This is a genomic window from Photobacterium sp. AWH4_225, from assembly GCF_056158405.1.
Genome location: NZ_JBSWTF010000001.1, coordinates 1,663,458 through 1,686,791, shown reverse-complemented (window position 1 = coordinate 1,686,791; position 23,334 = coordinate 1,663,458). Strand labels below are relative to the sequence as shown.

The window sequence follows — 23,334 nt, the reverse complement described above, 5'->3', positions numbered from 1 at the left end:
ACTATACTTCTCAAGAAAGCAATTTAACGCCACCAAATTATTCCATAATTTACTGAATTTTATGAATAATTTATCCATATAGTGAGAAGATTATGAAAAACATCTCTAAGGTTATCATCCCCATCCTACTATCTTTTAGTACACCTACGTTTGCTACATTCGATATGGATTTCTATGCCGATGAAGAAGCGACCTGGGTGAGGGTAACAAAAAACGGTAAGCCAGTTCCCAATGCTAAAGTGACTAGTGACCATACTGGAAGCAACACTTTTATTACTGATGAACGAGGAGAGACTTTTCTCTTTACTCACTCCATCCGAACAGGAAGTGTAAATTTTATAGCCGTAAGCGATAGCGGGGAAACTATCTCTAAAATGTATACTGTCGATAACAAGAGCTAATCATTAACAATGACGAACTTAAAATTAACAAAAGCCGACAATATTAACTATTGTCGGCTGTCTATCTAACTAATTGCTTTAAAAGCGATAGCCCAGGTTCAGGGTTAACGAATCTCGGTCTTCACCCGTACTGTACATACCCGTAATATTGTAGTTTTTACCCAATTCTTTGTTGAAGCCTACAGTATATGTCCAACGGTCGACATCAATTCCTACCCGGTATGGCATGGTAATGGGAATACCGCCAGCCTTGAAATTAACGCTACCATCGAGGTAATCATCATAATCCTGGTACTCTGCACCGACAAAGATCTGTGCACGGTAGTCCGGCATCTGATAACCAATTAATGGCTGGTAAGTTGCAATGCCATCACCCCAGTCATCGGCACCATCTAGCTTGGTCTTGGTATAGGTCGCTGTTGCTGAAGCAAACAAATTTTTATAGCCAACGGCTAGAGTGGTACCCACCCCTACAGAGCTATAACGAAGGTGGATCGGGATATTCAGATCAACAGCATTCATTTCAGGGATTTCAAGCAAATTACAATCTACAACACAGATTGGCTCGTCATTGCCTTTGAACTGAGTTTTTACCTTGGCATTGATATCAATCTGACCAATGTAACCGAACACATTCCAGAACGGTAAGATGTTGACGTCACCTCGCAAGGTAACACTTTTGGCATTGATTTTAGCGGTTGTTTTTTCTGGGTCGAAAAATTTAGCAATAAAGTTAGGGTCCAGACCAAATACACTAAAACTGGTTAAATCCATGCTCAAATCTTGGTCACGGTAGGCTACCGACACACCGTATGGCATCGGTAAATCAATCCCCTTACGACGGATCATATCTCCCATTAAAGGAAACGTTCGATCTAACTCCACACGCTCTTCACGATAGCGAGGATCAGAGACTTCACTCATCAGATCTTGGTTAAGTACGACAACTCCCATATCACTATCATCATAGTGGGCGACAGGAGTGGTAACATATTCAAGCTTAATTGGTTTTTTCTTTTTTTTACCCGTTGCAGTAATGGTTTTCTTTTTCATAACAACATCACTACCTGGCTGGGCATCGAAAAGTACAACCTGAAGGTAGTCATCAATTCTATAGTCAGCAAAGGTAAATGGTTGAGAGTTCCTCACTTCCATTTTCGTTACTTTCCCCTGCTCGACATGCAATTTAACCCGCATAAACCTGAAATAAGCAACATCTTGTGGCAAGCCAAATTTTGAAAAGTTAAAGCTGATAACCGCTGAGTTATCACCTGTTTTAATATGGCTAACTGAGCTTTTATCATAGCTGTCTGCATAATTTCTAAGGCGATATTCGTTTCGGGTAATTTTGGAAATTTGGTCCAAAACATCTTCATTTTTACTTAGCTTCTTTTCGTCGTACTTCACCCGAAGATCGATATTGCCCTTATGGTCAATACTTTGTACAAGATACGCTTCTGATGAATCGACTTTACCATCATAAGTGACAGTCTTTTTGACATGCTCAACAAGATCACTCGCCTGGACCAAAGAACTCAAGGCGTACTTAGGGATATCTTTCGAAATTTTATACTGTTCGAAGACATCCATTTTCTGTTCTTGTTGCAATTCTTGCTGCATTGAAGATGAGACTCTGCGCTCCTCTGCCAGAGTAACGTCAGGAAAGGCCGCAAGCAATGCAATCGCACCCATGCTTAATGCCCTATTAGACGGTTTAGAAAACAATTTATTTGCTTGAATCATAATTAAACTGCTAGACACAAATAATCAGGACATCAAGCATATTGCCTGATGAAACCTTGAGTAAAAAAGTAATAGAATAATGTAGCGAAGCACATATATACTACGGTTAATGTGCCGTAAACTTTATGACATTATTTAATATTATGATAATCACTTTTGTAGGATCTCTCCCTACATACATTTTCTTTTTGGCTATTTGAATTACTGCGCCCTCACTTTTGATGGACAGAACCCTCATTATTTAAAACTTATTCTTATATCCTCGCTTATGTAGGATTCCTTCCTACACTGCCATAAATAAACCTTTCAAAACATTTCAAACTATTATATTTTAATAAGTTGCTAATCGATGTAATTCAAACAATTACCCTCAATTAATAGGGTTAACAATCATATCCATTTATTTCAGCCTATGGATACTCACATCATTGCACACACAACTTATTTACTTTTCAGGTATTAGCTTAATGAATTTTAGTTTTGAACAGCTTCTCGCATTTGTCTCTGTTTGTGAGCGTCAGTCATTCAGTAAAGCCGCGATGAGCCTAAACAAACACCGGACCACAATCGGCCAAGTCATCACCAACCTGGAAGATCAGCTTGCCATCGAACTGTTCGAACGTGCAGGTCGCAGCGTTATCCCAACCGAAGACGGTAAGTTACTGTACTTATATGCAAAGCAAGCCGTAGAACAAGCTAAAACCTTTGATAAAGTCGCGCTCAGCCTCTCCTACGGTGGATTGGAAAGTATCACTATTGGCTATACCAGTTTTATTCCCCACCCTGCCCTAGCCCAATTGAGAACCCAACTGCTTAAAGACTTCCCTTCAATGAAGGTTAATTTTATGGTGATGACCAAAGATGAGGTCGTCAAAGCACTTCACGACGGCACCGTACATATCGGGCTGACAATAGGACGAGATTCCAAAGCCATTGATAGCTTAGATCGCACTTTCCTCAGTTATGCCAAATTCAAGGCTTTTGTCCATAAAGACAGCCCACTGACACGCCTATCTGATGATGAAGTATTGAATGGACTGAAATCGAGCAGCCAGTTTGTTTTGCGTTCACAGCTTGATGAAGGGTTTGGCGAAAGCTCGATCTTTTCACCAGATTACGAAGTCATTGAGCAATTGTCATTGGTTATCAAATTTATCCGTGAGGGACTTGGTTGGTCTTTCCTGCCACAGTCTATTATGAAATCCTCCTACGCCACAGAAAACTTTGCAGAAGTGAAGTTAAAGGAGTTTGGGTTTGCACCACAAGTACCGGTGATTATGCTGTGCCCCCACTCCAAGCAAATTGGCAATATCAAACAATCCATTATCAAGAGTATCGAATCATTCATTGATTGAGCATTATTGTTGCAAGCAATCTAATCACTTCCTTTAGCCCCCTACTTGGGGGCTTTTCACTTCACAAAGCTCAAAAACATTGACAGACCGGCTTATTATTTAGATTCAGAGCCTCAACATAATCAGCACCTATCCATATAACATTCCTGGACTTCAAATCAAAAAAAAGGTGCCAATGGTTATCCATTGGCACCTTTTCCTTTAATTTAATTGCCTTTAAAACGGCTTACCAAAGAACAGGTAGACACTACTTTCCCCAGTATCAGCATGGCCAAAGGAAACCGCTGCTGCCCCCATCGGCGTTTCCGAACTCAAGAAGACACTCCCGGCTTTAATCCATTCATCGAATTTGGTGTTCGGGTTCTCGGTCCACACGTTACCTATCTCGGCAGAGGCGCCAATGAATACCGGCCATTCGGTACCAACCAATGATTTATCAAGCTTGTAGGCATATACACCCGTCGCCAATACCTTGTGATTCCCTAACAGACTATCGCGGGCATAACCTGAAAGGTTCAAAAAGCCCCCTAAGGAGACCAAATTCGCTAGGCTTTCCTTGTCTTGCTCAACCGATTCAACGTTGACCCGGCCGATAAAGTTATGCGAGCCAATATGGGTCGCCCCTTTCCAGTCCAGTTGATATTGCCAAAAGTCCCCAGCACCGCCACCTTCGGTAACGAAAGAGTCTGCATCACTGGTTTTATAGCCCACTTTGGCCTTCAGTTGCTGACCAGAAGTCGGGAATAAGGTGCCATTGAGGGTATCATAGCCAAACACCAATTCAGGCCCATGCAACCAGTAGTCTCCCAACTTACCAATGAGGTTCGTATTTAGGGCTTCAAAACGACCTTTTTCATACCGATAGGCCAATTCTAGATTGGCGTTATTGGAGATATTTGCACCCAACCCGCCATAGACCTGCCCTGACTTTTGATTCAAACGGGTAAACGGCGCTCCTTCAGTATTCACAAAAGCATTCCAACGCTTTCTGCCATATTCTCCTCCCACAATAGTGTAAAGGCGTTGCGAACTATCAAGCGGTTGGTACCAATCAGTGGCCAGCAGATAATCTGTCCCCAGACTCACGGCCGTACGCCATTGGCCACCGGTGCCAAGCACGTTATTGACGGTCAAAGCACCATCAACCGATAAAAACAAATCATCGTTGAAACTGTCTTCAAAGTGAATCCCGACATCAAATACATTAGGGCCCCAGCTTTTTTCTTCCGTCTTAACCACCAAGGTTGACTCACCGTTGTGATAACTCTCAACAGAGGCACCAACACGTTCAAACTGATCCATGGCATAGACTTCAGCAACAGCATCTTCAACACGCTCCGCATTGATATCCTCGGTCGGCAGGTGTTTCAGCTTACTGAGTATTTGGCCATCAGATACCTGGCTGTTATTACGCAGTTCGATTCGAGATACCGGCTTACTGCTGTGGATAAGAGCCTGTCTTTTGCGCTGCTTGTCCTGCTGGTATGAGGCGTAGTCTGACTGACTCAGCGATAGTTCTGATAAACTCGTCAGCTGCCTCTTGGCTGCAATCTCTCCTTGGGGAACAATACGTTTCATTGCGCTGAAATCAGTCATCTTGACGCCATCAACGCGCGGCATTATCAAGATGTCATCACTTTCCAGTAGTGCAACTTGCTGATTTCTATTTTCATTGGTCAGGAAACCGCTTAATTGACCGACTACGGCAAAAATTGAATCAATACCGTCTTCGCTGCGTAGCGGAGCGCCAATATCGACCGCAATGACAATATCAGCACCACTTTCTTTAGCTACAGAGACCGGCAAGTTATTCACCATACCGCCATCCGCTAGCAATTTACCGTCCCGTTTGATCGGTGCAAGGAACCCAGGTACCGTCATGCTCGCCTGAAGGGCTTCAACAAAATCACCATCATGGAGGACAACCTCACTACGATCTGGCATATTCGTTGCTACAGCCCTAAACGGTACAGGCAGTGAATTGAACGAATTGACGGTTGGCACAAGGCCTACTGATCGGCGAATAAGCGACGACATGGTTTGTCCCTGCAAGGCACCTTTTGCCACCTTGAATTTACCATCCCCGATTCCCATATGAGGATCGATGGGAAAAGCATCCCTGAACTGCTTGTCACGATAACTGAGTTGCTCCCTTGGGATCTCATCTGAAAAGCCAGAGTTGAAATCCAATGACATCATAATGGTCTCAATTTGCTCTGCATTATAACCTAGGGCATACAACCCGCCGATATAAGCACCAATAGACGTACCAGAAACAAAATCAACGGGGATACGGTTTTCCTCTAGTACTTTCAGTACACCGATATGAGCGGCACCTTTAGCGCCACCGCCACCCAGTACCAGGCCTATTTTCGGCCTTTCATCAGCAACAGACACTGTGCTTATTACAAATAATAATGACGCCAGAAAACGACGGGGTTGAAGTTTCATTGAGCCCTCAGTAAATAATTTAATTGAGTCAATTTGCTCCATGACAAATGGAATAGTAAAAATGCAGTGTGCCTGCGGAGCAATGAAGGTTGATATACTAAAATAAAATGATAAACATGTTTCCTTGCTGGCAGCTTAATATATTTTTTAGCTTGAATGATGGCATCCTACATAAAGGATTATCTCAATACCGATATTAAATATAAAATTATCTCAGCGCTAGCGGTAGTCATTACCCTTGACGCAATGACTTTTTAAACACAATTTATGAGATTAACAATGAAAAAGATGACTAAAGTACTTATCCCTGCATTCCTTTTAGCCAGCACTTCTGCATTTGCAGGTTTAGATTTACATTTTTCAACAGAACATAACGCCGCATGGGTAAAAGTTACTGATAATGGTGCGCCAGTTGAAAATGCAACTGTAGTCACCGATCACACTGGAGAGAAAGAATTCACTACAGATGCTGAAGGTCGTACTTACATCTTCATTCCTGAAATTCATTCAGGTGCTGTAAATTTCACCGCGGTGGACGATAAAGGTCAATCTGTTTCTAAAAAGCAATATATTAAAAACGAAAAATAATTAAATTAACAAATTAAAAAGGTGCTAACACTCTTAGCACCTTTTTATCATCACAGATGATAATTTACGCCAATCATCACCCCAGTGTTATTACTTGCCGCTTCACCACGATCTGATTTATAGTTCATTTCAATATAGGCATACTTAAATACCAATCGAACCCCTGCACCGTAATATTGAGCTGTTTCTTTGACTTTTTCTACTTCGCATTTCTCCTCAAAACATATCTGCTGGTGATAAGAATAATAAGCAGAACCTGTTTCAAGAAAGGGTTTTATAGCGAAATACTCATGTGCTCGATAGTTGTAGCCGAGTTCCACACCAAACCTTACTACGCTCTGTGCTTGACCGTCAGTTTGGGAATTGCCGTTATCTTGATACTGTAATTTAAAGCCAAAAAAATCAGTAAAATCAGCACCAATTTCAAATGAATAAGCACTTCCCTCATCTGCAATTTGATATACCCCTCCTCCGGCTCTGAAATCTACATCCGAGACGGTCTGGCTGGCCCAACTCTCCGCTGATTTTGCCGGAAAGGCCAATAGTGTCATCAATGAGATGCTAGTAATAAGTAAAGGTTTCATGGCATGTGTCATTAGGAGGGATAGATATTGAATAATAATAACTATGTTAAAATCTTACACCTGATGCTTCATAACCGGCTTACTGGGTTGTAAAGAACAAGGAGTGACTATTCGACTGATTGTTATTTGATACAACAGAAAATAACCCATAGGGGTAAAGGTGTATGGAATGCGTTTGCTCCCCCTTGAGCTCTGCTGACATTAAGGGGCTAAGCTCCTCACTACCTGTCAGCACTAATATTGCATTATCTTTCATTGTACCTATACCGCAACTATTCATTCCTGTCCCATACCGTTGAGATATTTTCTTTACCAGTTCATCGTGGATGAGATGCATATCGGTCTTTGTAACGGTTTTGGGGAGAAAACCACAGAAGTCAACAATCTCTTTATGTGTAAGGTAGCTGTATGTTTGATTAGGGTCTAATTGCCACTTAACACCCTGACTTAATAATATTTTCACTGAGTTATCCATCCTCTTTTTTACAGTGGAACATTCCTGTCTCTTTATCGAAATGACAATGCTCTTTCTTATGATGTGTATCATTTGCATAAATAGGCTGTGAAACAAAAAGAGCTAGCAGAAAAATAGCGAACCATTTTTTATACATATAACACCTCAAAAAAAATCCCCTCTCCTCATCGGTAAGAAGTGAGAAAAGGGGCAAGCATAGCTTCAACTTTACAATGAACAGGAATTAGTGAATATCATCCAACAAGCAACTTCTTTCTATTGTGACCACTCTCATTATCACAATAGGCAGTGGGTTAATTCAGCTATATTTATACCTCAATCACCTATTCGATACACATCGGTTTGAGATTTGCTTTTATAACTTTTTTATGCTTGATAAGGTAGGAAGGTATCCTTCATAAACGATTATGCTTATTTCCCCCCTTCCCCTTATCATGGATATATCCCTATCCACCATTTACTCACCATGTCCGAATATCATACTTTTTGCTTACTATTCTTCATTACTCTGCTCATTGTGATGATTAACAGTAAAACTACCCGTTTACAAACGACGATAGCTATCACCGCTGGTACATTGTTAGTTTCTGCATTTCTGAAACTGATAAATGCCAGTCAATGGACTAATATATCTAGTCATATCATTGAATTAATAAAACATATCAATTTTGAACACTTCCTCCTCCATGGTATTTTGGGGTTACTGCTTTTTGCCGGTGCTATCAATATCGACATTAAGCGTCTAGCACAACAGAAGTGGGAAGTATTGATACTCGCCTTATTTGGCACATCAATCTCGACCGTGTTTATCGGTGGCATGCTATTCAGTTTATGTCAGGTGATTAACTTCCCATTATCACTGATTCATTGCCTATTGTTTGGTGCTTTAATCTCACCAACAGACCCTATTGCTGTCCTGGCGATAGTGAAGAAACTCGGCGCGCCAGAAAGTATCACCTCCCAAATAGAAGGCGAATCCCTCTTCAACGATGGTATAGGCTTAGTCATCTTCAGCTCACTTTACACCCTCGCGTTTAGCTCTGAGCCAATGACAATAGCAACAGTGGGCAAGGTGTTTTTAACAGAAGCGGTAGGAGGCATCATTATTGGGGCTGCCTTTGGCATCAGCTGCCACTCTGTCATCAAGCTCTGCAGCAGCTTAAACCTCAAAGTCATTCTGACCGTGTTTCTTGCCACCGGAGGTTATGCTTTTGCTGATGTGATTGGAGTATCAGCTCCATTAGCCATTGTTGTTGCGGGGATTATCGTTGGAAACCTCACAATGCAAACGGCGTTTAATGCCAAACAAGGAGAAGTACTCGAGCAAATTTGGGAAGTGATCGATGAGGGCTTTAACGGAATCTTATTTGCACTGGTAGGATTTAGTGTCTTGGTGATCAATGTCCTTCAACAGGATATGATTGTGGTTGTTCTGGCAATCCCTGTCGCTTTAGTTGCCCGTTATTTGAGTGTCTCTTTTGCTTACCAGTTTTTCTCAAAGTTCCGGCAATACAACCCATTGTCAGTCAGCGTTATCGCTTGGGGCGGGCTTCGCGGCGGACTCGCTATCGCCATGGCCCTCTCGATCCCTGCCGATATCTGGCTCGATAGCAATCAAGTGTTAAATCTAAAAGAAATTATTTTGGCAATGACATACGCCGTAGTGATTTTTTCAGTACTAGTACAAGGCACAACCATTCCAAACTTGATCAACAAGGCTAATCGTTATCAATAGAGACTTTGGTGACTATCCTTGTAGTCACCTTACTTCTTGATGCCTATTACTTGTTAGTCATTTCTACAAACTCTGTAATTGCCGTTTGGATAGTTTGCTTAATATCTGTGATCTCATCAGAGTAAGTACACCACATAGCAACAGGTACTACGATATCATCCTTGAACTCATCAAATTTCAATTCCGTGAGGCCATCGACCAAACTCTCATTAACAGAGACCCGAGGCAGGATACCCCAGCCAAGATCTTCTTTAATTAACTTGATCATCAAAGCCAAGCTGTCTACCTGATCATAGTTTGCAGACAGAATTATTTTATGTGACATATCGTCTTTTATCAATGACTTAAGAACAAACTGTCGCGTAGTTTTCAACTTACCGAACAATAAATCAGAAGGCGTTTTCGCTAATTCACCATACTTCGAACCATAAATAGAAAAACGAATATTTCTTAAAAATGTCGCATCCATATTGGTAATGACTCGACGGACATCAACGTTAACAAACCCAATATGAAATTCACCATTTTCAATCCCTTCTCTGATTTCCTCTCTCGCACGAATTAAAAAATTCACTTTAAGTAAAGGAAATTGCTCTGATAAAGCATCACGTACAGCAACCAATACGTTGTTTGGAATGAAGCTGGTATATGCAATCGTCAGTTCCTGTAACTGACCAACCGATAAGCTCATCGCCACTTTGTTCAATGCCGATGCTTGTTCAACGACTAACTTCGCATAGTGATATAGCATCTTACCGGCATCAGTGGACTCCACACTACGACCAACCCGCTCAAACAGCGGTACAGCCAAATCATCTTCTAGGTTACCGATCACCTGACTGGTCGTGGTTCTGTGTTTGCCCAATACAGTGGCGGCTTTACTAAAAGATTTTGTTTCGAAAACTGCCACGAAGGTTGTTAGCTGCTCGATACTAAAGGTCACTACTGTACTTCCGTCTCTCTCATCATTCATTAACAGTAGACTATTTTGTCTGAAACTCAGAGTTATCTCTTTAGTGGCTGCCATTTTTTTGTGCGCAATAACAATTAGTTGTTGATTGCTTAATGACTCGATATCAGGACAACAACGAGGGCTTTATCCTGCATAAGCGAGTTAGCCCTCACCCAAATAACCCATAAAATTCCCAATACTGGTTTCAATACCAGCTTTCATATTTAGCTCAATTGCATCAATTCATTAGGACTCCATAAATGAAAAAAATTCTTATCGCTTCCGTTCTCGCCCTTTCTTTTAACGCTGTTGCTCAACCAATTGAAACACCTCAGTCTAATCGTGATCAACTCAACATGAATCTATCGCAACTGGTACATGTGGAAGGTAACGCAATGGTTTTAGTGACCCCAGATGAGCATGGCGGCTTTGAGAAAGCGCAATATCAGATGGTTGTAAGAGAAGAATACAAAGATGTACTGGTTACTAAGAAACAAGCAAAAATGATGGGATTAGAGAAAAAACGCCATTACTTCATGACATCAATGCACAGTTTCGAACAGCTGGAAGAGGAACTCTTCAAGAGAGTAATTAAAGATAACCCTGACTATTTCTCTGTACAGTACTACCAGCACATCGTGGGAGATGCTGATATTACCGAGTACTCAGCCCGTATCGTTGAATATAAGTAACCTCTAAAAAAACAAGTAAACAAAAAAGCCCAGAACAGCTGTTTGTTCTGGGCTTTCATTTGCTCATTGCAACAAATTCTTTTATTGCTTTCTCGACAACTTGTTTAATTTCAGTCACTTCATCATTAAAAGTACACCACATTGCGACTGGAATAATAAAGTCATCTTTGAACTGATCAAACTTTAGCTCTTTGAGGCCATCAATCATGGTTTCAGTAACAGACACCCTTGGTAGAATGCCCCACCCGAGATCCTCTTTAATCAGTTTAACCATTAAAGCTAAACTGTCTACATGATCATAATTGGCAGAAAGCAGAATTTTCTTCTCCATCTCATCTTCAATCAGGGAGCGAAGAACAAACTGACGAGTGGTTTTTAATTTAGCAAACAACAAATCTGAAGGGGTATTGGCTAATTCACCGTATTTTGAGCCAAAGATAGTAAATTTAAAATTTACCAGGAACGTCGTATCCATATCGGAAATCACATTACGGGTGTAAACATTGACCAAGCCAATATGGAATAAACCCTTTTCAATACCTTCCCGAATCTCTTCCCTTTCACGGATAAAGAAATTGACTTTAAGTAAAGGAAAATGCTCAGCCAGAGTGTCACGTACTACAACCAGTACATTATTAGGAATAAAGCTTGTATAGGCAATACTGATTTCCTGTAACTGGCCCCCTGATAAATTCATTGCGACCTTGTTTAATACCGATGCTTGCTGCACCACCAATTTTGCATAGTGATATAGCATCTTTCCTGCATCTGTCGGCTCGACACTCCGTCCAACTCGTTCGAAGAGTGGAACAGCCAGATCATCTTCTAAATTTGCAATAACCTGACTGGTGGTTGTCCTATGTTTCCCCAAAGCCGCTGCAGCTTTACTAAATGATTTAGACTCGAAAACTGCAGCAAAGGTCATAAGTTGTTCAATGCTAAATGTCACGAAAGCACTTCCTTCCTATTCTTCCTCCATTAACACTAGCACTTTTCTATTTGCTGAACTGAAATCCTTCCTTTTACCGACTAAAGCGTGTCCGATGAAGACAGCTGTGACTACTTATCAATACAAATAACAAAAAAGCCCAGAACAACGGTATGTTCTGGGCTTTGCTGTGATTAGCCGTTAACTGGGTCTTCTTCCATTTCAAGCCGTCTAATCAGCGACTTCAGCATTGGTAAATTGTGGCTTTGATATCCACAGTTTGCGTTGAAGTATTTCAAGTTATCCAATTCAATCTCGTGTTCATGAATGAGATGATAACTAAATTGATACTCGTTACTCATCTTCTGCACAACGGCATTGATCTCGTCAGCTATCTCAATGATATCTTTGTGGTAAATCACGCTTACCATCGCGTGCTTATCGATTATCACAGTATCATCCACCAGCTTCACATCGCTGTTATGCTCGGTTTGAATCGCAACATCTGCATTGACGTGGCTGATCAATAATTCTGATAAGCGCGATTCAATTTCAGACAGAATATCACCAGAATCAAACGGAGTATCTATATAGTCAATTTTGATAACAGAGCTGGTCACCCTGAGCTCTAACAACGCCTCTTCGAACATACTGTGCAAATCACAGTAGGTAGATGTATTTTTTATTCCATGGAAATTGACATTATAATCTTTAATCATGGAATATTGATGATTAAAGATAGGATCATTTAGCATTTCAAAATCATTTGTATAAGTTAGCTCATCACCATCAAATCGCCTTTTTAGTTCGCTAAGGCTTAAATCGGAAATAAAGTAACTTAACAAATCATCCGTGTATGCTTTGTCATATTCAAAGCCGCCGCCTTGTACTAATTCATGGAACACTGATGCCAGCTTTTTATAGTCAACAGCGCTTAGTTTATATTCAAAAGGGTAAATAGAATTCATATATCCTCTCTTGTACACCTTTAATTCAATACGGTATAACCACGACTGGCCATGCAGTGCTTAATGACTTGTTCCACTTCTGCACTGTAAGCAATCTCGCTTTGCTCTTTTGCCCTATGATGGGATGTCAGTCCGCTGACTAGGCCAATCCCAGCGCCGACTTTGGCACCATCTGAACCACTACCACCCGCAATAGCGACGCCTGCAGCACCCAAGGCTGCTCCCCTAGCAGTCGAACCTAGAGCGGATTTGCCCGTACTTTCTACCTGCTGATGTTGAACTTGCTGAGAATACTGCTGACATTCGAACATATCAGCATGATACTTTTCCTGATCGATATTCTTTATGTCAATAATAATATTGGCAAAGCAATTTGACGAAAATAGCAATGCCAATATCGATACTTGGCACATTCTTTTATTTACCATACACGCAACCTGAAGTTTTAATTTTAATAGCAAAGTTAATTTCATGGTTAACCCTATAACAATTAACTTTGATATTAATTATTAATTTATATATTTCACTTACGAAATAAACTCTGGGCTCGGTACTGCCCAGAGCTTTATCGGTATTATTGGAGATAATGCTTAGCGGCGCATTGTTTTTTGGGTTAGCTCAATTGCCCTGAGCTGAGCAACGGCTTTTGCCAATTCCATCTGTGCCACTTGGAAACCTTGGCCTTCTGCTTGGGCTTGGATATTTGCTTCAGCATCTCGGCGAGCTTCATTTGCGCGGGCTTGATCGATGTCCTTCCCGTGCATCGCCGTATCGGCCAGCACGGTTACTACAGAAGGTTGCACCTCAACAATTCCACCTGAAATATAAAGGACTTCTTCAGGTTCCTTCATATCAGACACAAAGCTTGCCACGCCTGGCTTCAATTTACTCAGTAAAGGCGAGTGACCCGGCCTTATACCTAGTTCACCGTCTTGCCCCGATACAGCGAGTGCATGGGCAGGCCCGGAATATAGTGTTTTTTCAGCACTGACGATATCAAGCTGAAAGGTTTTCTGAGTGACCCCCATAGCCATGATGATCCCTCCTTTAATTAAAGTTGTTTCGCTTTCTCGATCACTTCGTCGATAGCACCGCAGTACAAGAATGCTTGTTCTGGAATATCGTCATAATCACCGTTTAGCAGCCCCTTGAAGCCCGCGATGGTTTCTTGCAGAGACACAAATTTACCCGGCTGTCCGGTGAAAACTTCAGCAACATGGTATGGTTGAGTCAGGAAGCGTTCTATCTTACGAGCACGAGCAACGGTTTGCTTGTCTTCCTCTGACAATTCATCCATGCCCAAAATCGCGATGATATCCTTTAGCTCTTTGTATCGCTGGAGTACTGTCTGCACCCCACGAGCAACTTCATAATGTTCCTGACCTACCACTTGTGGGTCCAATTGGCGAGAGGTCGAGTCCAATGGATCAATGGCTGGGTACAGGCCTAACGCTGCAATATTTCGGGACAGTACAACGGTTGCATCCAAGTGGGCGAAAGTGGTTGCAGGAGAAGGATCCGTCAAGTCATCAGCGGGTACATAGACTGCCTGGATGGAGGTGATAGAGCCTTGCTTGGTCGATGTAATTCGCTCCTGCAGCACACCCATCTCTTCTGCTAAGGTTGGCTGATAGCCTACCGCTGAAGGCATACGTCCCAACAATGCAGAAACCTCGGTTCCCGCCAGGGTATATCGGTAGATATTATCGATAAACAACAGTACGTCACGGCCTTCATCACGGAAACGCTCAGCAATGGTCAACCCGGTAAGGGCAACTCGCAGGCGGTTACCCGGTGGCTCATTCATCTGGCCGTATACCATGGCGACTTTGTCCAACACCCCTGATTCCTGCATTTCATAGTAGAAGTCATTACCTTCACGGGTACGTTCACCTACACCGGTAAATACAGAGAGTCCTGAGTGCGCTTTGGCGATATTGTTGATCAGCTCCATCATATTGACGGTCTTACCTACACCCGCACCACCGAATAAACCGATCTTGCCCCCTTTGGCGAAAGGACAAATCAGGTCGATCACTTTTACCCCAGTTTCCAGCAACTCGGTACTATTCGCCTGTTCTTCATAGGAAGGGGCTTCACGGTGGATTGGATATGACTGCTCTTCACCAATATCACCACATTCATCAATAGGTTCACCCAGCACATTCATGATACGGCCCAGCGTTTGCTCACCCACCGGTACGGTAATTGGGTTATGGGTATTTTCGACAACCAAACCACGGCGTAACCCATCAGACGAACCCATTGCGATACAACGTACTACACCACTACCAATTTGCTGTTGGACTTCCAACACCAATGAAAGATTACTTTCACCCGCGACTTTCAAAGCATCGTATACACGGGGAACTGCATCATGTTCAAACTCGACATCGACAACCGCGCCAATGACTTTAACAATTTTACCTGTACTCATTTTTACCTCAGTCATTCTCTTTATACCGCTTGCGCGCCTGCCACAATTTCACTCAACTCCTGAGTAATTGCCGCCTGTCGTGCCTTGTTGTGCACCAGTTGTAGATCATTAATTAGGTCATCGGCGTTATCGGTCGCCGCTTTCATGGCCATCTGCCGTGCTGCCATTTCACAAGCGGTACTTTCCACCGCACCTTGATAAACCTGGGACTCCAGATAGCGAACCATAAGTTCATTCAATATCTCCTTGGGAGGTGTCTCGTAAATGTAATCCCAGCGGGATGGCTTGCTATTATCTTGTGCCGCCCCCGATGTCATGTCGGGGTGTGGAAGTAACTGTGAAATCGTCGGCTTTTGTACCATCGAGTTAACAAAGACATTATTTGCCAAAAACACCCGGTCTACCTTGCCATTCTCATATTTTTCCAACATGGCATTTACCGGACCCATCAATGCTTCTAGCTTCGGTTTGTCCCCTAGACCTGAAGTTTGTGCGACGACATTGCCAATGCTGTGAAAAAAGCTAATGGCTTTGGCACCAATCAGGGTGAATTCGACCTCGACCCCCTTGCTTTGCCACTGTTGCAGATCCTGCAAGACCTGACGGAACAAGTTACTATTTAGGCCACCACACAACCCCCTGTCGGACGCAATCACTATGTAACCTATCCGCTTGATTTCACGCTGTTCCAAATACGGATGGTGGTATTCAAGCTGACCACTAGCGACATGATTGATCACCCGGCGGATCGTCTCGGCATAGGGGCGCGTTGCGCCCATATTGTTCTGTGCTTTTTTGATTTTGCTGGCAGCAACCATTTCCATCGCACTGGTGATCTTCTGTGTGCTTTGCACACTGGCTATTTTGGTGCGGATTTCTTTAGCGTTCGCCATATCGCCCTCCTGCTATCAAAATGCTTGTGTTGCGAAAAATTCCCGCAGCACCTGATGCAATTGAGCTTCGACTTGATCATCATAATGACCACTGACATTTATCTTGTTCAATAGGTCGCTATATTGACTATTGGCAAAATCAATCAATGCCGTTTCAAACTCGACGATACGTGCTAATGGCACATCAGTGAGATAGCCTTTTTCAGCAGCAAAAATACTCAATGATTGCTCGGCAACCGGCATCGGCGAATATTGCTTCTGCTTCATCAGTTCTGTCACCTTCTCACCGTGATCCAACTGCTTGCGGGTAGCATCATCCAGATCGGAAGAAAACTGGGCGAATGCTGCCAATTCACGGTACTGTGCCAGTGCGGTGCGGATGCCTCCGGATAGCTTTTTCATGATCTTACTTTGCGCGGCTCCCCCTACCCGGGAAACTGAGATCCCCGGATCAACCGCCGGACGTAGACCCGCGTTGAACAGGTGGGTTTGCAAGAAAATCTGACCATCAGTAATCGAAATCACATTGGTTGGAACGAAAGCAGAAACATCGCCGGCTTGGGTTTCAATAATTGGCAGCGCGGTCAACGAGCCGGTTTTCCCTTTCACTTCACCGTTGGTAAAACGCTCGACATATTCGGCATTAACCCGTGCAGCCCTTTCCAATAGGCGTGAGTGCAGGTAAAACACATCACCCGGAAACGCCTCTCGGCCCGGTGGGCGCTTCAGCAATAGTGAAATCTGACGATATGCAACGGCTTGTTTTGATAAGTCATCGTAGACTATCAGCGCATCTTCACCACGGTCGCGGAAATACTCTCCCATAGTGCATCCGGCATAAGGTGCCAGATATTGCAACGCTGCAGCTTCAGAGGCTGACGCCACCACAACAATGGTGTTCTCCAGTGCCCCGTGCTCTTCAAGTTTGCGGACAACGTTGGCGATAGTGGAAGCCTTCTGACCAATAGCCACATAGACAGAGTAGATACCGGAGTCTTTTTGGTTGATGATGGCATCAATGGCCATAGCCGTTTTACCGGTTTGACGATCGCCGATAATCAACTCTCGCTGGCCACGGCCAATAGGAACCATGGCATCAACCGCTTTGTAGCCGGTTTGGATCGGTTGGTCGACAGATTTACGGTCAATCACACCCGGTGCGATAATTTCTACCGGTGCAAAACCATCGTGCTCAACAGGGCCTTTGCCATCAATAGGCTGACCAAGGGTATTCACCACACGCCCTAATAGCCCCTTACCAACAGGTACTTCGAGAATACGGCCCGTTCCCTGGACTTTCATGCCTTCACACAAATCGGCATAAGGCCCCATGACTACCGCGCCGACAGAATCACGCTCCAAGTTTAGGGCTAGGGCAAAACGGTTGTCCGGCAGAGCGATCATCTCGCCCTGCATCACATCTGCAAGACCGTTGATCTTAATAATGCCGTCGCTAACAGAAATGATGGTACCCTCATTATGGGCCTGCGCTGGCAGATCAAATTGTTCAATGCGCTGCCTAATTAGCTCGCTGATTTCATTCGAGTTTAATTGCATATCTTTTTACCTATTAACTATGTAAGCGGCTCGAGAGTGAATCCACAGCATGCTTGACACTGCCATCCAGTACGGTTTCACCATCTTTGAGCACCATGCCGCCCATCAATTCCTCATCAACGTCAATGTCTAACTCGATAGAACATTGATATTTTGCCTCAAGTGCCTTGGTCAGATTTTCTACCTGAGACAAATGCAGAGGCTCTGCCACGGTGACACTGACCAACTTGCTCCGCTGGAAGCTAGCGACTATTTCTGCAAAGCTTGCTGAAATATCCGAAATCAAAAAAAGTCGGTCATTTTCTGCAATGATTTTGAGGAAATTGATAAAGAACGGGTCAATATTCTCACCACATACATCTATGACTATCTGCGACCAAACCGCTTTATCACTAACCGACGCTAATGCTTTGCTTGCTTGAAGTTCATTAAGCACCTGACTGGCCAAAGCCAACATGTCGCTCCATGACGCCAGAGAGTCGTGATCTTTGGCAAACTCAAATGCAGCCTTTGCATAGGGACGAGCAATGCTTTTTTCGTCTGACATTATTCCTCCCTTAGATTTCACGGATTAACTTATCGACAAACTCGCGGTTGGTAGACGTATCCAAGTTTTTATCAATCAGTTTTTGCGCACATTCAATAACCAATGAAGCCATTTCATCCTTGAGGTCTTTCTTCATTCGATTTCGCTCCAACTCAATATCCCCCAAGCCTTGTGCCACAATGCGATCCTTTTCTTGTTCAGCAGCCGCCTGGGCTTCAGCGATAATCTGTGCCTTGCGCTGATTACCTTGCTCAACCAGTTGTGAGGCATTTTGTTTGGCTTCATCTATTAATTGCTGGCCATTAGCCTTTGCGATTTGCAGTTCCTTTTCCGCATTAGCCGAGAGAGATAGTGATTTGGCAATTTCATCTCGCCTTTCATCAAGTAACGTCAATAAAGGTGGCCACACGTACTTCATGCATAGCCATACAAAGATCACAAAGGAAATTGCCTGGCCAAGCAGGGTTGCGTTTAAATTCATAACATCCCCAGATTAAGCTTTGTTATTTAATAGGATTAGGCCACAGCAAAAATAATGTAGAGACCAATACCAACACCGATCATAGGGACTGCATCAACAAGACCCATCATGATGAAAAACTGGGTACGAAGCATAGGGGTCATATCAGGTTGTCTCGCTACGCCCTCTAGGTATTTACCCGCCAGGTTACCAATACCGCTTGCTGCCCCCGCAGCACCCAAACCAATTAACAAAGCACCAGCGACATAAAGAATTGCACTTGCAAGATCCATAATAATTCCTAGATATAATTTAATTCAGTGTAGTAATTCGAAATTAGTCTTCTTCAACCGCCATCGCTAAATACACGACGGTAAGAACCATAAAGATAAACGCTTGTAAGAAAACGATTAAAATGTGGAATAATGCCCAAGGCACACTCAGCGCCCACTGCATCCACCATGGCATTAATGCGATCAGGATAAAAATCATTTCCCCTGCATACATATTGCCAAACAAACGTAAGCCTAATGAAATTGGTTTAGAAATCAGTGTAATCATTTCTAAAACAAAGTTTACTGGATATAACAAAGGGTGACCGAACGGTTGCGTTGTCAACTCTTTGATAAAACCCTTAATGCCTTTATGCTTGAGTGTATAGCCAATAATTAAGATAAACACACCCAGCGCCATTGACATAGTGACATTCACATCTGCCGATGGTAAGTCCCTAAAATGTTCAAATCCGAGTATTCGGGTAAACATCGGGAAATAATCAATTGGCAGCAAGTCAATCGCATTCATTAGGAAAACCCAAACAAAGATAGTTAAAGCCAATGGGCCAATTAACTTGTCCTGGGTTTTGAATATCTCCTTAACCAAATCATTTACAAATTCAAAGGTGATTTCTATGAAGCTCTGGAAACGACTGGGAACACCACTTGTTCCTTTTGTTGCCACATATCGAAAAACACCAATAAAAACAATACCAAATAACCAAACCATCAACATGGAATCAAGGTTCAGACTCCAAAAGCCTTCACCGATAGTGAGGAAGGTCAGATGGTGCTCAATGTAATCATGAGCAGTTGTTAATATTTCCACCTCGTTTAACCCTACAACTGGTTAATTTAAAGCAGGCGTAATTAAATGTGCTAACGTAGTAACCACATAGGCTAGAAGCATCTCTGTATAACTCACTGATGAAAAATGAATTACTGAAATAAATAGCAATGCTGTATATGCCCACTTAGTTGTAATATTTGTAACCGCTAAAGACTTAGGATTAAAAACCCCGAGCGTCTTAACTTTAAAATTAGCCATCTGCATACCAAGCTGTGTCGGAAGAATAGACAAAATCACCCCAAACAACACAGACTTAATGTCGATATGACCATTAATTGCAAAACAAATGAAAACCAAGGTTGAACCAACAATACTTTGGCTAATCAACATACTATTAGCAGCTTGCTGTATATCATTACCCGCTAAACCATTCAATGTCAGCCCTCCCAATGTCTTATATCTCCCTTTTTCACACTCCTTCATCCTTTTGCCGTGAAGATGAGTTAATTATATTAAGTAACATTTTATTACGCACATCGCCTTTGACGGATTTAACCCTACATAAATTACCTTATCAAAAAATAAAATAAATATGTTGATCACGACATAAAATATACTTATATTAATCACACGAACACAAAATATCATTTATCTTTTGTGTTCCCGCTGTAAACTGCTAGCGCTTTTATTTTTTCATGTTCCTCAACGGACGAGGAGGCCTGACATTCTTTTAATGTAATAGGCTCTTTGCCCTAATTTTATGCCATTAGTATCTACTATTAGCATAGAGTTAGGGCTTTTTTTTAAGTAGCTATTGGCTATTGGCTATTGGCTATTGGCTATTGGCTATTGGCTATTGGAAATAAATATAACGAGAATAACCCCGGCAATATAAATATTGCCGGGGTTATTTATAATTAAAAACTAGACGTTAATTAAAACGTATAACGTAGACCTAGACGTACTGTGTCTTCAGCATCAACGGTACGGATATCACCGTAACCATCCCCAGCATCCAGACGGTTGTTCATGTACGACAGGTAGCCGTAGATGTTATCGGCAAAATCATAGCCAGCAGTCACCTCGATAAAGTCTGATGTTTTGTCTCCATCAATCTCTTGGTTCTGGTATGCACCAATTAGTTTGAAATCGTTCTGGAATTTGTACTGAATGGCAAATTCGGTACCGTTGAAGTCGTCGGTATCATTGTAATCACCATTGGTGTAAGTCAGTGCAGTATACAAACCGCCATGAGCATAATTCACACCGGCAATAACTTGGTTCTGCTTTTGGTCAATACGCACATTATTTTCGACGTATGAATCATTTGCCGAATACCCCAAGGCGATACCTACACCTACAGGGAAGTTGTAGAGAACCGATACACCATAGCCATCTGAATTGTCTTCCTCACCCAGAATGTAGCTTGCTTGGACATTAGCACCGCCCACCTGTACACCATAAGCAATGGTATTGTTTACCTGCTCGTCACCAGATGCGATGAAAGACTTCTGTGCACCAGTGAATGTCGCGATATCAGACATATCCGAGATTTGCACACCGGCTGTGTTCTGACGACCAAAAGACAGTGCGCCCCAGTTGCCTTTAAGTCCTGCGTACATGTAACGCTGCTTGAAGTTTGTCTCTTGTGAGTTGTCATCAGACGAATTCACCGTTTGCTCGGCTTCGTAAAAACCATAACCGGTCAGGTTATCGTTAATTTCGGTTGAGCCACCGACATTCAAACGAAAACGGCTTTTGTTTTGCATTGTGCCGTCAACTTTGTCGCCATTTTCTTTGCCATTGAAATCACCACGGAATTCCGCACGACCGCCGATGTTTAGTTCACTACCATTCTGGCTATAGACATTCGCTGCTGTTGCTGTCGTCGCCATACTCGCCAACGCCAGAGTGATAAGTGTTTTCTTCATTTTAATTTCCTAATTTGTGTATCGATAGAAAAGCAATAAGATAAATTTGCTTAGTTTTATTTTTAATCTGAGCTAATAAAAAGGTTGGAATTAAATTTATTTAACCTCCGCATCAGATAGCGGAGATAAATATAAGGTAAAAACATATAACCCAATAATCCCTTTTGATGGACCAAACCCTTCACCATCTGTTGATATAAAACAAAGCCTGCGATACACAGCAGGCTATTTAATTATTGATGGTGTTTTAAATGAAACTATTAACCGATAATACTGATAAACCCTTGTAGAATAACCAAGTTCACCATATCAATAAAAAATGCCCCGACGATAGGGATCACAACAAAGGCCTGTGGTGACGGGCCGTACTCGTTAACGAGCGTTCCCATGTTCATAACAGCTGTAGGAGTTGCGCCTAGCCCAAATCCACAGTGTCCTGCCGATATTACAGCGGCATCATAGTTTTTGCCCATCACCCGATAGGTGACAAAATATGAGAACAACGCCAGGATAACCGTCTGTACCAAAAGAATGAGTAAGAAAGGAACGGCTAAATCAAATATATTCCATAGTTTCAAATTCATCAGCGCCATAGCCAAAAACAAATACAGTGAAACCGTACCTAAAATGTCTGTGGTTTCGGTATCTACTGGCTTAGCTTTTAACACATCACAAGTATTGGTAATAATTACACCGATGAACAATGCATAGACAAAATCTGGGATCATCAACCAATCAATAGCCAAACTATTAATATATTGATGGAGGTATTTGGCACCTGTCACACACAACATGATCAGGAACAAGTTAGACATCACTTTCTGCGCCGTTACCCGCTCAATTTTTGTTTCAATAAAGGTAACGACATTCGACTGCTCAGGTTCCTTATCACTATATGTTTTAGATAGGTCATTCTTACTGATCAACCTTTTACCAACTGGGCTACCAATAATCCCGCCCATCACAAGACCAAAGGTCGCAGCAGCCATAGCAATCTCCATGGTATGCTCAAGACCAAAACTCTCAGTGAATGTCTGCGCCCAAGCAGCCCCTGTACCATGCCCTCCTGACAGGGTAATTGAGCCAGCAATAAGTCCCATCAGTGGTTCTAGGCCCAGCATAGTCGCCATCCCAACACCAACGCCGTTTTGAATGACAATGTAAATTGAAGCAATCACCAGAAAAACAAAAACTTTGGCCCCACCCTTGGCAAGTTGCTTAAAGCTAGCTGCCAGACCAACGGTACTGAAAAACATCAGCATCAAGGTGTTTTGTAGGGGTAAATCAAATTCTATCTGTATGCCACTGAGATGAAGGGCTGTTATGATACAGGCGATAACCAAACCACCGACAATCGGCTCGGGAATACTGAACTTGCGAAATACAGCGACATGTTTATTGATAACCAAACCAAGAATAAGCACACAAATAGCAATTAAAAATGATTCCAGTGCGCCAATTGAAATTAATGTATCCATAGAGCCTCGACGTGCTGAGCACCCAGTAACTAACTCTGGGCAATAAAAATTAAGTGGTATTCATTCCATGGAGAAAATCATTAAGGCAGAAAAT

Annotated in this window: 24 protein-coding genes; 5 read left to right on the top strand and 19 right to left on the bottom strand. The window is 42.5% G+C overall.

Annotation, left to right across the window (positions count from 1 at the left end; genetic code table 11):
* Window positions 1–92 precede the first annotated feature (92 nt).
* A complete protein-coding gene (locus tag ACXAD4_RS08085) occupies window positions 93–401 on the top strand; it encodes a transthyretin-like family protein (protein WP_475240422.1) in 309 nt (102 codons plus the stop codon).
* A gap of 78 nt (window positions 402–479) precedes the next feature.
* On the opposite strand, the gene ACXAD4_RS08080 is transcribed toward ACXAD4_RS08085, so the two are convergent.
* Window positions 480–2,093: a hypothetical protein gene (locus ACXAD4_RS08080; RefSeq protein WP_475240420.1), complete on the bottom strand. Its 1,614-nt coding sequence runs from the start codon at window positions 2,091–2,093 to the stop codon at window positions 480–482.
* 518 nt (window positions 2,094–2,611) lie between these two features.
* On the opposite strand from ACXAD4_RS08080, the gene ACXAD4_RS08075 reads away from it, so the two are divergent.
* Entirely contained in the window at window positions 2,612–3,499 is an 888-nt protein-coding gene (locus ACXAD4_RS08075; protein WP_475240417.1) for a LysR family transcriptional regulator, read from the top strand.
* A 216-nt stretch (window positions 3,500–3,715) separates the two neighbouring features.
* Here the strand turns inward: ACXAD4_RS08075 and ACXAD4_RS08070 are convergent, their stop codons facing one another.
* On the bottom strand, window positions 3,716–5,950 hold the full coding sequence (locus tag ACXAD4_RS08070) for a patatin-like phospholipase family protein (RefSeq protein WP_475240414.1): 2,235 nt from the start codon (window positions 5,948–5,950) through the stop codon (window positions 3,716–3,718).
* A 279-nt stretch (window positions 5,951–6,229) separates the two neighbouring features.
* On the opposite strand from ACXAD4_RS08070, the gene ACXAD4_RS08065 reads away from it, so the two are divergent.
* Entirely contained in the window at window positions 6,230–6,538 is a 309-nt protein-coding gene (locus ACXAD4_RS08065) for a hypothetical protein (protein WP_475240412.1), read from the top strand.
* A 50-nt stretch (window positions 6,539–6,588) separates the two neighbouring features.
* Here the strand turns inward: ACXAD4_RS08065 and ACXAD4_RS08060 are convergent, their stop codons facing one another.
* Both ACXAD4_RS08060 and ACXAD4_RS08055 read right to left on the bottom strand, forming a co-directional pair.
* Window positions 6,589–7,122, bottom strand: a complete 534-nt coding sequence (locus tag ACXAD4_RS08060; protein WP_475240409.1) for a hypothetical protein — start codon at window positions 7,120–7,122, stop codon at window positions 6,589–6,591.
* Window positions 7,123–7,201: 79 nt separating this feature from the next.
* The gene (locus tag ACXAD4_RS08055; RefSeq protein WP_475240406.1) at window positions 7,202–7,585 is read right to left on the bottom strand and encodes a hypothetical protein; all 384 of its coding nucleotides are present in this window, start codon (window positions 7,583–7,585) and stop codon (window positions 7,202–7,204) included.
* 532 nt (window positions 7,586–8,117) lie between these two features.
* On the opposite strand from ACXAD4_RS08055, the gene ACXAD4_RS08050 reads away from it, so the two are divergent.
* Window positions 8,118–9,332 carry a cation:proton antiporter gene (locus tag ACXAD4_RS08050; RefSeq protein WP_475240404.1) on the top strand — a complete coding sequence of 405 codons (1,215 nt, stop codon included), beginning with the start codon at window positions 8,118–8,120 and terminating at the stop codon, window positions 9,330–9,332.
* Between the two features lie 46 nt (window positions 9,333–9,378).
* Here ACXAD4_RS08050 and ACXAD4_RS08045 read toward each other — a convergent pair whose 3' ends face one another.
* Window positions 9,379–10,275, bottom strand: a complete 897-nt coding sequence (locus ACXAD4_RS08045) for a LysR family transcriptional regulator (protein ID WP_475240401.1) — start codon at window positions 10,273–10,275, stop codon at window positions 9,379–9,381.
* Between the two features lie 269 nt (window positions 10,276–10,544).
* On the opposite strand from ACXAD4_RS08045, the gene ACXAD4_RS08040 reads away from it, so the two are divergent.
* Complete coding sequence (locus tag ACXAD4_RS08040; protein ID WP_475240400.1) at window positions 10,545–10,976, top strand: hypothetical protein; 432 nt, start codon at window positions 10,545–10,547, stop codon at window positions 10,974–10,976.
* Window positions 10,977–11,031: 55 nt separating this feature from the next.
* Here the strand turns inward: ACXAD4_RS08040 and ACXAD4_RS08035 are convergent, their stop codons facing one another.
* From ACXAD4_RS08035 to gltS, 14 genes are all read right to left on the bottom strand, one after another.
* Window positions 11,032–11,925 (bottom strand): LysR family transcriptional regulator, encoded by an 894-nt coding sequence (locus tag ACXAD4_RS08035; RefSeq protein WP_475240397.1) that lies wholly within the window; start codon window positions 11,923–11,925, stop codon window positions 11,032–11,034.
* Between the two features lie 173 nt (window positions 11,926–12,098).
* Window positions 12,099–12,872, bottom strand: a complete 774-nt coding sequence (locus ACXAD4_RS08030; protein ID WP_475240394.1) for a hypothetical protein — start codon at window positions 12,870–12,872, stop codon at window positions 12,099–12,101.
* Window positions 12,873–12,892: 20 nt separating this feature from the next.
* Window positions 12,893–13,300 (bottom strand): glycine zipper family protein, encoded by a 408-nt coding sequence (locus ACXAD4_RS08025; protein WP_475240392.1) that lies wholly within the window; start codon window positions 13,298–13,300, stop codon window positions 12,893–12,895.
* Between the two features lie 162 nt (window positions 13,301–13,462).
* On the bottom strand, window positions 13,463–13,906 hold the full coding sequence (locus ACXAD4_RS08020; RefSeq protein ID WP_475240390.1) for a F0F1 ATP synthase subunit epsilon: 444 nt from the start codon (window positions 13,904–13,906) through the stop codon (window positions 13,463–13,465).
* Window positions 13,907–13,923: 17 nt separating this feature from the next.
* A complete protein-coding gene (gene atpD, locus ACXAD4_RS08015; RefSeq protein WP_475240389.1) occupies window positions 13,924–15,309 on the bottom strand; it encodes a F0F1 ATP synthase subunit beta in 1,386 nt (461 codons plus the stop codon).
* A gap of 20 nt (window positions 15,310–15,329) precedes the next feature.
* The gene (gene atpG / locus ACXAD4_RS08010; RefSeq protein WP_475240386.1) at window positions 15,330–16,202 is read right to left on the bottom strand and encodes a F0F1 ATP synthase subunit gamma; all 873 of its coding nucleotides are present in this window, start codon (window positions 16,200–16,202) and stop codon (window positions 15,330–15,332) included.
* 15 nt (window positions 16,203–16,217) lie between these two features.
* Window positions 16,218–17,759, bottom strand: coding sequence for a F0F1 ATP synthase subunit alpha (atpA, locus tag ACXAD4_RS08005; RefSeq protein ID WP_475240385.1), 1,542 nt, complete (start codon window positions 17,757–17,759; stop codon window positions 16,218–16,220).
* 13 nt (window positions 17,760–17,772) lie between these two features.
* Window positions 17,773–18,306 carry a F0F1 ATP synthase subunit delta gene (locus ACXAD4_RS08000; protein ID WP_475240384.1) on the bottom strand — a complete coding sequence of 178 codons (534 nt, stop codon included), beginning with the start codon at window positions 18,304–18,306 and terminating at the stop codon, window positions 17,773–17,775.
* A gap of 10 nt (window positions 18,307–18,316) precedes the next feature.
* Complete coding sequence (locus tag ACXAD4_RS07995; protein ID WP_475240382.1) at window positions 18,317–18,787, bottom strand: F0F1 ATP synthase subunit B; 471 nt, start codon at window positions 18,785–18,787, stop codon at window positions 18,317–18,319.
* Window positions 18,788–18,822: 35 nt separating this feature from the next.
* Complete coding sequence (gene atpE, locus ACXAD4_RS07990; RefSeq protein WP_107297835.1) at window positions 18,823–19,059, bottom strand: F0F1 ATP synthase subunit C; 237 nt, start codon at window positions 19,057–19,059, stop codon at window positions 18,823–18,825.
* A gap of 43 nt (window positions 19,060–19,102) precedes the next feature.
* Window positions 19,103–19,870: a F0F1 ATP synthase subunit A gene (atpB, locus tag ACXAD4_RS07985; protein WP_475240379.1), complete on the bottom strand. Its 768-nt coding sequence runs from the start codon at window positions 19,868–19,870 to the stop codon at window positions 19,103–19,105.
* 21 nt (window positions 19,871–19,891) lie between these two features.
* Window positions 19,892–20,266 (bottom strand): ATP synthase subunit I, encoded by a 375-nt coding sequence (locus ACXAD4_RS07980; protein WP_475240377.1) that lies wholly within the window; start codon window positions 20,264–20,266, stop codon window positions 19,892–19,894.
* Between the two features lie 500 nt (window positions 20,267–20,766).
* The gene (locus tag ACXAD4_RS07975; protein ID WP_475240375.1) at window positions 20,767–21,762 is read right to left on the bottom strand and encodes a porin; all 996 of its coding nucleotides are present in this window, start codon (window positions 21,760–21,762) and stop codon (window positions 20,767–20,769) included.
* A 260-nt stretch (window positions 21,763–22,022) separates the two neighbouring features.
* Window positions 22,023–23,240: a sodium/glutamate symporter gene (gltS, locus tag ACXAD4_RS07970; protein ID WP_475240372.1), complete on the bottom strand. Its 1,218-nt coding sequence runs from the start codon at window positions 23,238–23,240 to the stop codon at window positions 22,023–22,025.
* Window positions 23,241–23,334 lie beyond the last annotated feature (94 nt).